Raw genomic sequence first — 14,456 nt, 5'->3', positions numbered from 1 at the left:
AAAGACCCATCCCTAGCTTATGCAAGGGACGAGTCTTTCAACACGTGGTTCCACCCAAGATTCAAGAATTCCGAAAAATTCTACTCTTGTCACAGTTAACGGTGTGATCCGTCTCAAACTACTACTGGGAATACCCAATTTCGAATGAAAAGTTCAAAGGGGGTCACTTTACTGGCTAATTAGGAGGTTCTCAGCAATGCCTCCTTCTCTGTGAATCAGACGCTAATAAAATGTTGTCCTTATCAATACTTGTTTCATCATTACCTGTATTATAAATCGGATTGGACAAAATGGCAAGCTTTAGTACTAAAAAATTTAATAGCGCCTATTTCTGCCATCCAGTTCTACTTCTTTCGACAAGTAACGAATCCGTTCCATAATTCGGCGGGCCTTCATGCGTTCTTCCGTGCCATTATTCGAAAACATCAAGTGGTTTTCTAGATGCTCCATACTGTAATTAGACGAGAAAAACGTTGGCAATTCTTCTTGCATCCGGAACTGCAAAATGGCTCCCAGCACTTCATCACGCGTCCATGTCGTCATCGATTCCGCGCCAATATCATCTAACATCAAAATATCGGTTTCTTTCGCGAACTGGATTTTTTCACCGACGCTGTTATCCGCTATCGATTGCTTGATTTCACGCATAAATTCTGGTAGATATACGAGCGTTGTTGAGATTCCTTTTAGCGCCAAATCCTTTGCCATAGCACCAAGTAAATACGATTTTCCCGTTCCGAAACTGCCGTGAATATAGAGACCTTTTTGCATACCAGTGGCGCCTTTTTCATAGGTGCTTAAAAATTCACCAGCCGCTAAAAATGCCGCACTACGCGACTCATTATCGATTGAAAAATCATCCAATGTTGCCTCCATCACTTGCTTCGGCATGTATAGAGACCGGATGCGTTTTTCTATCGCGCGCTGTCGGTCTGCCTGAATTTTCTCCTCGGTTGGGTAATATGTGACCGTGATATAGTCGCCGTTCAAACTAAGTCGCGGCGCGTAACCAGGCATCAATGTATCTTCTTTTTGCTGATACTTCTCGTGCTCCGTCATAAATTCGTAAAGCTTGGATAAGTTCTGATTGATGATTTGTTCGTTTAGCTCTGATTGGTGCTCGTTTAGAAACTGCTTCACCGGCCCATAAGCAAAAACTTGCTGCTTCAATGTTTCATATTGTTTTTCAAAATCGCGACCTTGGAAGAGCTGACCGAGCGTTCTTTCGATTTTATCCATCTTCGTCACCTACCTTCTTTTAAGCGTTTTTTCATCTCTTCAACTTGCTTGTCGAGCGTCGATTTTTCGCGGACAGTCATTTCTTTTTCAACTGGTTTCACTTCTTCTTTATCAAACCAATCTGGCAAAATTTCTTTGCGTCCTGTTTGATTGAATTTACGGTTGTTATTGCGATAATTGGCCGGCGGTTTCTGCGTGCCTTCTTCTTGAAGTTTCTTATATTTTTCATGCTCAGCCCAAGCCATTTCCATCGCTTCTTTGGCGGTCTGTACTTTTTTACGTTTCCAGTGAGCTGCGATGGTCATCATGTAGTTTTTAGAAATTTTACCGTCTAGTCGAAGCAAAACATATTCAATCAATACATTCATGACTGGAATCGGCAAATTCTGTTGCGCCAAAACTTCATCAATGACTTTAAGGTCGGTCTCTGCAGGCACTGCCCCATCGCTAATATCGACCATCAATTGATATGGCGTCACGTTTTCCAAATAATAAGCAAGCGCTTCTGTATCCGACGCACCTTCTTGCGGCTGCAGATCTTGTGACGCGACTTTAGGCTCGGTTTTCGCTTTTAATTCCGGCAAGCGGTTATGTTGCAACTGGTAGCCATCTCGTACAATTTTGCGCAAATAGTCTAGATCTAGCGAACCGTCTGCTTGCACCGATCGATACAAATAATGCACCATATCGAGCTCTTCCACCGCATAAATCGCGTGCAGTTTCAGAATGCACGCGCGAACTTCTTCCGTCACCGCATTTCGTGATAACATCGTCGGCGATAAACTTTGGAGCATCACCGCAAAATCAAATGCTTTGTCATCGAGCGTGACACCTCGCGATACCGCACGCCCAACAGGTTCGCCATTCGCGACCGTACTCACCGGCAATTCGCTCCCTTGAAACGTCTCAAATACATCCTGAAACGAACGCGTCACCTCATCAAAACCATCTTCTGACATCGGTTCATCGGAAAAAAAGCGGCGCAATCGTTGGTACTGTGCGTTTCCAATTTTGCTATATAAATAAATATTCAATAACCCGTCGGAAAAAAACTGCTCAGGAGAAAGCGGTGCTGCCATTTCGTATATGTAATGTCGGGATTCGCCGGTCGTCTGCACGAAACTCCGCAACAAGCCCAACCCCTCTAGCTTCAATCGTGCTTGGAAAAGGTTCGACAAGCTGATCCCGAGCAAGTTTAGCAGCTGGGTATGACTATGGCTCTCGGACCAAAGGCGGTTCTCCTCCACCTCTGTGACAAGCGTGTCGTAGAGCGCCAAACATTCTGCTCCCATTAGCGGCTGATATAAAAAAGTCATGATTTTGCGGTCTTTTTCTGATAAAACACCATTCGCCTTCACTTGATAGCTATCGACCGGCTGTAACTCCATCCAAAATTCTGCCACTCTACTTCACCTTTCTTACTCCTATTTTGTCTTATTCATTAAATCTTTTAGTTCTTCCACAAAAACGCTGATATCCTTGAACTGGCGGTAAACCGAGGCAAATCGCACATAGGCAACCTCGTCTAAAACCGCCAATTTATCCATTAATTTCTCACCGATCAAATGCGAAGATACTTCACTTTCACCGATGCTTCGTAGCTCGCGTTCGACTGCGTTCACGACGTCTTCCAATTGTTCCACGGAGACCGGCCGCTTTTCACAAGCACGAATGAGGCCGCGCAATATTTTCTCTCTGGCAAACTCTTCACGAACACCGTCTTTTTTGACGACGATAAGCGGGCTTTCTTCTACTTTTTCGAATGTGGTGAAGCGAAAGCCGCACGTTTCACATTCTCTGCGACGTCGAATGGAATTGCCATCATCCGCCGGTCTTGAATCCACAACGCGTGAGCTATTGCCTTTACAAGATGGACATTTCATTGTCATCCACTCCTATTTTATGTGATTCCTTTTCCCTAGTATACCACGACTCCCACCAAAGCTTCTACTTTGAAAAGGTGCGGACTAGCGCGCTTACTTGTTGTTCTGTTTCGGCTAAACTCTGTGAATTATCAATCACAATATCTGCCTGTTTTATTTTTTCAGCTAGCGGTAATTGGCTGGCGATTCTAGCTTGTGCCTCGCTTTTCCCTAAATTATTCCGCTTCATCAAACGCTCTAATTGCGTCTTTTCATCCACAAAAACAACGACAATCGTATCTACCATTTCTTGCAGCTTACTCTCTATCAAAAGTGGAATATCAAAAACGATAATATCATGTCCAGCGGCTATCCATCGATCCCGTTCAGCCAACATCCAGCGCCTTACAAGCGGGTGCACAATCGCGTTTAAAACTTCTCGCTTCTCACTATCGTGAAAAATAATGCTACCCAACTTCTGCCGATCAAGCTCCCCGTTCTCTTGAAAAACCTCTGCGCCAAAAGTAGCTCTGATTTGCTTCGCGCCTTCCGTCCCAGCCTCGACAACTTTTCGAGCAGCGATATCCGCGTCAACAATTGGAAAACCAGCTTCATGAAGCATCTGACTAACCGTGCTTTTACCGCTTGCAATTCCGCCTGTTAATCCAATAATATAAGCCATCCGCGTCACCTATTTCTGACATTTCGGGCAAAAATGCGTGCCCCTGCCATTCAGTTTGATTTTCACAATTGGCGTGCCACAAACCGGACACGGATTGTCTTTTTCGCCGTAGACTTGCAGTTTATCTTGATAACCGCCAATCTTTCCTTGTGAGTTCACATACGTACGAATGGTGGAACCTCCGAGTGCGACTGCTTCTGCCATGATTGACCTAGTACTCTCATAAAGTCGCATGATTTCAGCTGGTGTTAATGTGTTCGCCGGTCTTTCCGGAAGTACCTTCGCCTGAAAACAAACCTCATCCGCGTAAATATTTCCGATACCCGCAACAAGACTTTGATCCAGCAAAACGGTTTTGACGGCGCGACCTGATTTCATTAGTTTCATCGCAAAAGCGCTCTTTTCAAACGTGTCGGAAAGCGGTTCTGGTCCGAGTTTTTGGATAGATTTGGTGAGTCCTTCTTGCCCTTTTAATACGAGTTCCATCGTGCCAAACTTCCGGACATCAAGGTAGCGTAGTTCTGTGTTATCCGTGAAGTGGAACGTGACGTGTGTGTGCTTGTCCACTGGATCTGTCGCATTATTGAGACGGTACTTGCCCTCCATGCGCAAATGCGATAAAAGCGTGCCATCCGTTGTGTCGATTAGCAGAAACTTGCCGCGACGGCGAACGGCTTCGATTTTTTGCCCGATCATATTCCCAACAAATTGTTCTGCTGGCATGCCGACGATCATCTTTGGAACGCCGACGATAACTTGATCGATTTCTTTTCCTATAACAAGTTCGGCGAGTGTTGCCCGAACGTTTTCTACTTCTGGTAATTCTGGCATGATTTTAACCCCTTACTTCTGTTATTTCGCGTCGTACCACGTGTCTCCGAAAGAACTATCGACTTTGAGTGGGACAGAAAGCGCGACGGCATTCTCCATCACATCGGGAACGATTTCTTCGAGTTTCGCGATTTCGCTTTCCGGTGCTTCAAAAATGAGCTCATCGTGCACTTGGAGTAGCAAACGTGCTTCGAGTTTCTCCGAGATAAGACGGTCATTCATGAGAATCATCGCTTTTTTGATAATATCCGCGGCACTTCCTTGAATCGGTGTATTCATCGCGGTTCTTTCGGCAAATCCACGAACGTTGAAGTTGCGACTCGTGATTTCAGGAATATAACGGCGACGATGCAAAATCGTTTCAACATAGCCTTTTTCCTTCGCAGAACGCACAATTTCTTCCATGTACTCTTTTACGCCAGGATAACTCGCAAAATAACGATCGATAAAATCCCGTGCTTCTTTCCGCGTAATACCTAGATTCTGCGATAAACCGTAATCACTAATGCCATATACGATACCAAAATTGACGGCTTTTGCTTGGCGGCGCATCAACGAATCGACTTCTTCCTGCTCCACGTGGAAAACGTCCATCGCAGTTTTTGTATGGATATCATAGTCGTGTTTGAAGGCGTATTGTAGGTTCTCATCTTCTGAAATATGCGCCAAAACGCGTAGTTCGACTTGTGAGTAATCCGCAGAAAAAATCTTCCAACCTGGTTCAGATGGGACAAAGACTTGACGAATTTTGCGGCCTTCTTCCAAACGAATCGGGATATTTTGCAGGTTCGGGTCAACAGAGCTCAAACGGCCTGTTTGCGCCAATGTCTGGTTAAAACGCGTGTATACTTTTTGCGTATCTTGATGTGTCACTTTTAGCAAGCCTTCGATGTAGGTTGATTGGAGTTTGCCAAGTTGACGGTACATCAGGATGCTTTCAATGATTGGATGCGATCCTGCCAGTTTTTCAAGGACGTCGGCGGATGTGGAATAGCCTGTTTTCGTTTTCTTTTCTGCTGGGAGCCCTAGATTTTCGAACAGGATAACGCCTAATTGTTTCGGCGAATTGATGTTGAATTCAGATCCTGCATACTCATGAATCGTTTTTTCGAGTTCGCTTAATCGGCCTGCCAACTCAACTTTCATATCTTCTAGACGCGCCGTGTCCACTTTGACGCCGTACATTTCTATTTTCGCTAAAACCTTGGATAGCGGTAATTCGAGGTCTTCAAATAAGCCTAACTGCTCATTATTTTCGAGTTCCGTACGCATTTTTTTCTCTAATTCGGAAACGGCGACAACTTTACGCGCCAGATGTTCCGCAACAATGGCTTCTTCTGGAATCGCGCGTTTTGCCCCTTTTCCGTACACCAATTCATCCGTTTTCACCGCGTCGAAATCGTGACTCACTGCAACACTCGCAAAATCACCAATCGTGTCGGATGGGTTGAGTAAATAAGAAGCGAGCATAATATCGAATTCGATACCGTCGACCGCAATATCAAATTTGGAAAGCCCGACAATCGTTTTCTTCGCATCGTATACGACTTTTTCTTTTTTCGGATCTTCCAACCACGTTTTCAATGCTGGAGACTTTGTGAGCGCATCCGCATTTGCGAAAAATGTACCCGCTTCCGAATGAAACGCAATCCCAATAAACGGTGCCGTATGGTAGTTGTCATTATCCAATTCGACATAAATCGCGGTTTTGTCGCTCAGATGTTCCGCCGTAATCTCATCTACTATTTCAAACGAGAGGCTCTCCATTTCTTTCTCCGGTTCGCTCGATTCCCCCTGTATATTTTTCAAAAGTGTCGCAAAACCAAGTTCTTTCAGTAACGGCACCACTTTTTCCGTATCGTAGCCAGTATATTTCAGATCCGCGACTTTAATTTCTAGTGGCGAATCCGTGTTGATTGTCGCCAATTCTTTACTCATTACGGCTGATTCTTTATTATCCATTACTTTTTCTTGTAGCTTTTTACCCGAAATTTGATCGGCATTGGCTAGTACTTCTTCTACCGTGCCAAATTGATGTAGTAATTTTAATGCCGTTTTCTCGCCGACGCCAGGAATTCCAGGAATATTATCGGAAGCATCGCCCATTAAGCCTTTCATATCAATGATTTGCTCCGGCATAAGATCATATTTTTCTTTCAAACTCGCCGGTGTATTTTGCTCCATATCCGTGATGCCTTTTTTCGTAATATACACCGTTGTTTTATCGCTCGCGAGCTGCGTTAAATCGCGATCCCCCGTAATCACAACGACCTCTAGCCCGTCTTTTTCAGCGTGTTTCGTAATCGTTCCAATAATGTCATCCGCCTCATAATTCGGCAGTTCATAGCGCGGAATCGAATACGCATCCAGCAACTCGCGAATAAACGGAAACTGCTCAGACAGCTCACTTGGCGTCTTCTGGCGTCCACCTTTGTACTCTTTATACTGACTATGCCGAAAAGTCGTTTTCCCCGCATCAAAAGCCACCAACACATGGTCCGGCTGCTCTTTTTCCAACACATTCATAATCATCATCGCAAAACCATACACCGCGTTCGTGTACACGCCCTTATCATTGCTCAAAAGCGGCAACGCGTAAAAAGCACGATTCGCGATACTATTTCCATCAATTAGTACAAGTTTATTCACAGGGATTCCTCCTCAAAATTTAGCGCTCATTATGTCCATTTTAACATAGAAACACTGAATACGCCTTTATTCAGGCACACAAAAAAACCATGTTTTGAAACAAGAGCCACACGTTCTCCCCCACTTCAAAACACGGTATCCTTTATCGCTTAAAAATTATGAATCAGCGCATCTGCAAACTCGGAACATTTTACTTCCGTCGCGCCGTCCATCAAACGTGCGAAGTCGTAAGTAACCGTTTTGTCAGCGATTGTTTTTTCCATCGATTTAATAATCAAAGTCGCCGCCTCGCCCCATCCGATATGCTCGAGTAGCAACGTCCCAGAAAGGATAACCGAGGATGGATTCACTTTGTCAAGGTTTGCGTATTTCGGAGCCGTACCATGCGTCGCCTCAAAAATCGCATGTCCCGTCAAATAGTTAATATTCGCACCAGGCGCGATACCAATGCCGCCAACTTGAGCCGCGAGCGCATCAGAAATATAATCCCCATTCAAGTTCATCGTCGCCACAACATCAAATTCCGCTGGACGTGTCAAAATTTGTTGTAAGAATATATCCGCAATCGAATCTTTGACTAAGATTTTACCTGCCGCGAGTGCCGCGTCTTGCTTCGCATTAGCCGCGTCCACACCTTCTGCTTCCACGATACGGTCATATTCAGACCAAGTGAAGACTTTATCGCCAAATTCGCGTTCTGCAAGGTCATAGCCCCACGTTTTGAACGCGCCTTCTGTGAACTTCATAATGTTTCCTTTATGCACAAGCGTCAATGATTTGCGGTTTTCTCTAATCGCATACTCAATCGCCGCGCGAACTAAGCGCTCTGTGCCTTCTTTTGAAACAGGTTTCACGCCAATTCCTGATGTTTCAGGGAAACGGATTTTATTCACGCCAAATTCATCGCGCAAGAAAGCAATCAATTTCTTCGCTTCATCGCTGCCTTCTTTAAACTCAATCCCAGCATAAATATCTTCCGTATTCTCCCGGAAAATAACCATATCTGTATCCTCAGGACGCTTCACCGGAGATGGAACCCCTGTAAAATAGCGAACCGGACGCAGGCATACGTATAGATCTAATTCTTGACGTAGCGCCACGTTTAGCGAACGAATTCCACCCCCAATTGGCGTTGTAAGTGGTCCTTTAATCGCGATTAAATATTCATCGATTGTATCGAGTGTTGCTTGCGGTAACCATTCGCCCGTTTGATTGAACGCCTTTTCTCCCGCTAAAACTTCTTTCCAATCGATTTGCTTCTCGCCGTTATATGCTTTTTCAACAGCCGCATCAAGTACGCGCTTAGCGGCACGCCAAATGTCTGGACCTGTGCCATCGCCTTCGATAAACGGAATTACTGGATTATTTGGCGTTTTTAAAACACCGTCTACTACTTGAATTTTTTCACCTTGTGTCAAATGAATTTCCCCCTCGCAAATTTTAGTCCCGTTCTGTGACAGGAATATAGTCTCTTGAATCTGGCCCCACGTAAATAGCACGCGGACGAATCAAGCGGTTATCACGGTATTGTTCAAAGATATGCGCCAACCAACCCGATACGCGACTCATCGCAAAAACAAGCGTAAACAAGTCGTGATCAATGTGAAGCGCGTGATAAACAGACGCCGAGTAAAAATCGACATTTGGTTTCAAGTGTTTGAATTCCCAGACTGCCTCTTCTACTTCCGCCGAAATATCGTAATATTCCGGTTCGCCTTTTTTCTCTGTAAGTTTGCGAGCCATCTCTTTCAAATGCATCGCACGTGGGTCTCCACCTTGATAAACGCGGTGCCCGAAGCCCATAATTTTCTCTTTGTTATCTATCTTATTTTGGATATATTCACGCGCATTGCCTTTTTCCTTGATTTCTTCAATCATGTCAATCACTCGCTCATTCGCACCACCATGAAGCGGTCCTTTAAGCGCGCCAATTGCAGCGGTTACTCCCGAATAAACATCGGATAATGTTGCCACACAAACACGCGCAGTAAACGTAGATGCGTTGAATTCATGATCCGCGTGTAGCACCAGCGCTTTATTCATCGCTTCGACTTCCAAATAAGTCGCATCTTCGCCAGTCAACATGTATAAAAAGTTCGCTGCCATACTCAAATCATTGCGCGGTGGAATCGGATCCAAACCACGACGAATCCGTGAAAATGCTGCCACAATCGTCGGCATCTTCGCTTGTAAACGAATCCCTTTGCGGTAAACAGCTTCCCCATCATCCATCTCCGCTTCCGTATCAAAAACGCCGAGCATCGAAACCGTGGTCCGCAAAACGCTCATCGGATGTAATTTTTGGTGATGTTGCAAACGCAAACTTGTAATAATCGTCTCAGAAACTGCCATATTTTCACGAATTTCGCCCGTAAATTTCGCCAAATCTTCCGCATTTGGCAGGCGTAAATGCCAAAGTAAATAAATAACCTCTTCAAATGTCGCGTTACTCTCCATCAGATCATCAATGCCATAACCAACATACGTCAGCATGTCATCTAAAATAGAACTAATCGACGTCTCCGCAACATATACATTCTCCAAACCTTTTGAAACCGTCATTATTTTTCCCCCTAACAATATAAAATTTAGCGTCACCTGCTATGTAGTTGTCTTTTTGTTCATTCATTTGAATAGAGCGACACCTTGCATGAGCACATAGGCGATTCCTGCTGCAATGACCGGCCCAGCCGCAACTCCGCGAAATAGTACCACCGCTAGAATCGTGCCAAAAACAAGTGATACTGTCACTTGTGGGTCTACCGCCATGTAGCCGACACCTTTTTTTGCCAAAATAGAAACAGCAATTCCCGCCAGCAAGCCAATCCAACCAGCCGCCGATTTAAAGGAATCGATTAAGTCTTTAAAACCAATTTGTCCCGTCGCAATTGGAATCAGGATAGCAACTGTAATAACTGTTACTCCCCAATTGATTCCTCGTGATTGTATCGTTTCCATAATTCTGCCATCCACATGGAAAAGTTTCAGCAAGATTACAACGGCAACCGCAATGATTAACGAGTTATTTTTTGCTAGTAATCCAAGTCCGAGAAATAAGAGTAAAAATAGCATACTTTCTGTAAACAAGAAGAACAAACCTTTCCTTCTGAGAAAACGTCAGATTAGTTGTATTATAACACATCTACACCCCTTGATGTAAAGCGATACTTATTGTATATCTGAAAATAGATAAGAAAAGCCAATGACCTATTATTTCATATCGAAATAGGTGAAGTTTCCTTGACTCATTCGGCGTTCTATCCAGCGATTGATGCGCGGTTTTATCCATGAGCGTATGAATGGTAGGAATAAGAGGAGTCCGCAGATGGATGTGATGATGCCTGGGATGACGAGTAGGATGCCAGCTAGGAGTAGACAAATCGTATCGAGTAGATATGGCGATATGGTTTTTCCTTCACGCATGTTTTGAGTAATGCCGCGCCATAAACGTTTTACGATGAAAATGCCAAAAGCTGTGGAGGCGATTTGGATGAAAAGTAGTGGCCAGAAACCGATCCATTGGAATAGGAGGATATAGGTAAGTAGTTCGATGACGCCATATGCGGCCCAGTAGTAGACTATTTTTTTCAAAATGGTGACCTCCTTTGTGTGGTTTCTTTTTATTATAGCGTAGTTTTGGGGAAATGAGAAAGATTAGAAAAACCAGATCGGCATCCGGGTTAGGGATGTGATCTGGTTTTGTGTTTTTAGTTTGGAGTAGTTCGTGACTTACGCCTCCGGATCCAGCTTTACACGCCAGACCCTCGAAATTTTCGTGCCCTCCGCAAAAGTCAAAAGAGGACTTTTACTGCGCCCCCTAACAATTTCTGTCGAGGCTAACGGGCTGTCTCAGCTTTTCATGTGATCCAGCTTCGGAAGCCAGACCCTCGAAATTTTCGTGGCCTCCGCAAAAACCAAGAGCGGGTTTTCACTGCGGCCCCTAACAAATTTTTTCGGGTCTAACGGGCTTCCTCAGCTTTTCTATTAATGAGTCGCCGTTTTACCATTATAAACATTACCTTGGCGTGCGTCGACAGTCACTGTTTCGCCGTCTTTCACAAGGTCTGTTGCGTTTGTTGCGCCTACGATTACTGGAATTCCTAGTGTGATTCCAACAACGGCTGCATGGCTAGTTAGGCCGCCTTCTTCTACAACTACTGCTGCACTCTTCTCGAATGCTGGTAACATTTCTTTGTCTGTTGTTTTAACAACAAGAATGCCGCCTTCTACAGCTTTGTCTAATGCTTCTTTATTCGATTTAGCAACGACTGCTTTACCGATAACGGAAGTCGAACCAATTCCGTGACCCGATACTGCTTTGTCACCGATTAATTGGATTTTCATTAGGTTAGTTGTACCAGATTCTGTAACTGGAACACCGGCAGTGATGATGATTAGGTCGCCTTGTTTGGCAAGTCCTGATGCTAGGGATTCTTTTACTGCAAGGTCGAACATGTCATCTGTATTAGCGATTGGTTCTGCTAGACGTGGGTATACGCCCCATACTAGAGAAAGTCCGCGACATACGCGTTCGTTGAAAGTCACCGCTAAAATGTGTGATTTTGGACGGTATTTCGAAATCATGCGTGCTGTGTGACCACTTTGCGTTGTTGCAACGATTGTGTGTACGTTCAAGTTGCGCGCTGTGTGACCAACTGCTTGACCGATTGCTTCTGTCATATCAGAATTTTGGTGAGCTTTTAGGGCAAATTTATCTTGAGCTACTAGAGCTTCTTCGGCACGTAGCGCAATTTTAGTCATCATTTGTACGGATTCTACTGGATAATCCCCAGCCGCTGTTTCACCAGAAAGCATGATTGCATCTGTACCATCAAAAATGGCATTGGCTACATCACTTGCTTCTGCGCGAGTTGGGCGCGGGTTACGTTGCATCGAATCTAACATTTGTGTTGCTGTAATAACTGGTTTTGCAAGTTTATTACATTTTTTGATAAGTTGTTTTTGTACAATCGGAACTTCTTCGGCAGGAATTTCAACGCCTAGGTCACCACGAGCAACCATTAGACCTTGAGATACTTGTAGGATTTCGTCGATATTGTCAACGCCCTCTTGGTTCTCGATCTTAGGAATAATTTGAACGTGTGTGGCGTTGTTTTCTTCTAGGATTTTCGTGATTTCAAGAACGTCTGTTGCGCGACGAACGAATGATGCCGCGATAAAGTCGATTCCTTGTTCTAGACCGAAACGGATATCGTTCGCATCTTTTTCTGTGATACCAGGTAGGTTAATCGATACGTTTGGCACGTTCACGCCTTTTTTGTTTTTAAGTACGCCTGGGTTTTGAACTTTTGTTACTAGTTCACGGTTTGCAGTGTCTTTTTCGATAACTTCAAGACCGATTAGGCCATCATCTAAAAGGATTGTTGAACCGATTTCTACGTCATCAAATAGTTCTGTGTATGTTACGGAGAATTTTTCTTTCGTTCCAAGGACTTCTTCCATTGCTACGCGAACAGTGTCCCCTTTTGAAAATTCTAATTTCCCGTTTTCCATATCGTTTGTACGGATTTCAGGGCCTTTTGTATCAAGTAAAATCGCTACTTCTGTTCCCGTAATTTTGACAGCTTCACGAATATTTTTGATACGCGCGCCGTGCTCTTCATAATCACCATGTGAAAAATTAAGACGACATACGTTCATACCTGATTCGATTAATTGTACTAATGTTTCTACCGTTTCACTTGCAGGTCCAATCGTACAAACAATTTTAGTTTTTTTCATCTTTTATACTCCTCCTAAGAATACCTATTCATTCATTACTTATTATAAACTCATCCGCCCCATTTTACCAGTAACTTCACTAGCGTACAAGGGTTTTGTGAATTTATGTGCATGTTGACCAAACTTTTCATTCTTTTTTAGGCACGCTTTTATGTAGCCAGTTTTCATGCCTATTTTCATTTTAATCCGTAGGAAGAGGCTTCTAAGTTATGCAAAACTAGAAACCTCTATCGTTGTATTAAATTGATAGGATTGTTGCTAAATCAAACATTTCTTTATCAATCACGTGTTTTTGTTTCAAAACTTCTGTGATATCATTTTCGACGATTTTATTATTTTGGATGCCGACAGCAAGACCGCCGCGGTTCTCCATTAATAAATCGACAGCACGCGCGCCTAGACGACTTGCCAATACGCGGTCAAAAGCAGTTGGGCTACCGCCACGTTGAACATGTCCTAGAACTGTTACACGCGCATGATAATCGCCAAACTCAGCTAATTGGTTCGCGAATTCATTACCAGAAATAACACCTTCTGCAACAACGATGATACTATGTTTTTTACCACGAGCAAGTCCTTTATTTAGGCGTTCGACAACATCTTCCATCACAAAATTGTGCTCAGGAACGATAATAGCTTCCGCGCCTCCTGCAAGACCAGACCAAAGTGCGATATCACCAGCATCGCGACCCATTACTTCAATGATAAATGTACGTTCATGACTTGTTGCTGTGTCACGAATTTTATCCAATGCGTCAAGCACTGTGTTTAAAGCCGTGTCAAAACCGATTGTAAAATCAGTACCAGAAATATCATTATCGATTGTTCCTGGAATACCAACTGTCGGGAAGCCACGTTTTGTTAAGGCTTCAGCTCCGTGATAAGAGCCATCTCCACCAATAACGACAAGGCCTTCAATACCGAATTTCTTCAACTGCTCGATGCCTTTTAGTTGACCTTCTTCTGTCGCAAATTCAGGATAGCGTGCCGAATAAAGGAACGTTCCTCCGCGATGTAAAAGATCCCCTACAGAACCTAAATCTAATTTATGAATATCTCCGTTTACTAAGCCTAAAAAGCCGTAATCGATACCATAAACTTCTAATCCTTCATAAATACCTTTACGAACAACGGCACGAGCCGCAGCGTTCATTCCTGGTGCATCTCCACCACTTGTTAAAACTGCAATACGTTTCATCAAAATCCCACCTCAAACAATGAATATATTTTTTCATCACATGGTTACATTCTACATCACTTTTCCTAAAAATGAAAGCAGGAATCTAGTTCTTTTTTCATGTTTTGTGAAACTTTTCATTAATTCCACCCGCGAATGGTGTGTACCAATTGCTTTTTATTAGGAATTGGTACTGGTTTATTACCCCTTGGTGGAGTAGACCAAACATCGTATAACACGAAACAAGCTAAAATAGCATAAAAATAAAAGCCAA

At 43.8% G+C, this 14,456-nt stretch carries 12 protein-coding genes and 1 other annotated feature; all 12 genes read right to left on the bottom strand.

From position 1 onward, the window contains the following. Positions 1–21 precede the first annotated feature (21 nt). Positions 22–255, bottom strand: a binding site (T-box leader). Positions 256–315: 60 nt separating this feature from the next. The 12 genes from dnaI to pfkA all read right to left on the bottom strand — a co-directional run bounded on the left by dnaI (position 316) and on the right by pfkA (position 14,203). Next, on the bottom strand, positions 316–1,239 hold the full coding sequence (dnaI, locus tag DUK53_RS00795) for a primosomal protein DnaI (RefSeq protein ID WP_036079331.1): 924 nt from the start codon (positions 1,237–1,239) through the stop codon (positions 316–318). Between the two features lie 5 nt (positions 1,240–1,244). Beyond that, on the bottom strand, positions 1,245–2,642 hold the full coding sequence (locus DUK53_RS00790; protein WP_036089496.1) for a replication initiation and membrane attachment family protein: 1,398 nt from the start codon (positions 2,640–2,642) through the stop codon (positions 1,245–1,247). A 21-nt stretch (positions 2,643–2,663) separates the two neighbouring features. After that, a complete protein-coding gene (gene nrdR / locus DUK53_RS00785) occupies positions 2,664–3,122 on the bottom strand; it encodes a transcriptional regulator NrdR (RefSeq protein WP_036089498.1) in 459 nt (152 codons plus the stop codon). A gap of 64 nt (positions 3,123–3,186) precedes the next feature. Beyond that, entirely contained in the window at positions 3,187–3,783 is a 597-nt protein-coding gene (coaE, locus tag DUK53_RS00780; RefSeq protein WP_036089499.1) for a dephospho-CoA kinase, read from the bottom strand. Positions 3,784–3,792: 9 nt separating this feature from the next. Further along, positions 3,793–4,614: a DNA-formamidopyrimidine glycosylase gene (gene mutM, locus DUK53_RS00775; RefSeq protein ID WP_036133199.1), complete on the bottom strand. Its 822-nt coding sequence runs from the start codon at positions 4,612–4,614 to the stop codon at positions 3,793–3,795. Between the two features lie 21 nt (positions 4,615–4,635). Then, entirely contained in the window at positions 4,636–7,263 is a 2,628-nt protein-coding gene (polA, locus tag DUK53_RS00770; protein WP_036089502.1) for a DNA polymerase I, read from the bottom strand. A gap of 149 nt (positions 7,264–7,412) precedes the next feature. Further along, positions 7,413–8,681 (bottom strand): NADP-dependent isocitrate dehydrogenase, encoded by a 1,269-nt coding sequence (gene icd, locus DUK53_RS00765; RefSeq protein ID WP_036133200.1) that lies wholly within the window; start codon positions 8,679–8,681, stop codon positions 7,413–7,415. 22 nt (positions 8,682–8,703) lie between these two features. Next, on the bottom strand, positions 8,704–9,825 hold the full coding sequence (gene citZ / locus DUK53_RS00760; protein ID WP_036089506.1) for a citrate synthase: 1,122 nt from the start codon (positions 9,823–9,825) through the stop codon (positions 8,704–8,706). A 63-nt stretch (positions 9,826–9,888) separates the two neighbouring features. Further along, positions 9,889–10,350, bottom strand: coding sequence for a DUF441 domain-containing protein (locus DUK53_RS00755; protein WP_036089592.1), 462 nt, complete (start codon positions 10,348–10,350; stop codon positions 9,889–9,891). Positions 10,351–10,473: 123 nt separating this feature from the next. Beyond that, entirely contained in the window at positions 10,474–10,854 is a 381-nt protein-coding gene (locus DUK53_RS00750) for an FxsA family protein (RefSeq protein ID WP_036089509.1), read from the bottom strand. 393 nt (positions 10,855–11,247) lie between these two features. Beyond that, positions 11,248–13,005, bottom strand: coding sequence for a pyruvate kinase (gene pyk / locus DUK53_RS00745; RefSeq protein WP_036089512.1), 1,758 nt, complete (start codon positions 13,003–13,005; stop codon positions 11,248–11,250). Positions 13,006–13,243: 238 nt separating this feature from the next. Then, positions 13,244–14,203: a 6-phosphofructokinase gene (pfkA, locus tag DUK53_RS00740; RefSeq protein WP_036066729.1), complete on the bottom strand. Its 960-nt coding sequence runs from the start codon at positions 14,201–14,203 to the stop codon at positions 13,244–13,246. Positions 14,204–14,456: the final 253 nt, after the last annotated feature.

Origin of the sequence: Listeria sp. SHR_NRA_18 (assembly GCF_003856515.1) — a bacterium.
Taxonomy (GTDB): domain Bacteria; phylum Bacillota; class Bacilli; order Lactobacillales; family Listeriaceae; genus Listeria_A; species Listeria_A newyorkensis.
This window is presented reverse-complemented; position numbering and strand designations above follow the sequence as displayed.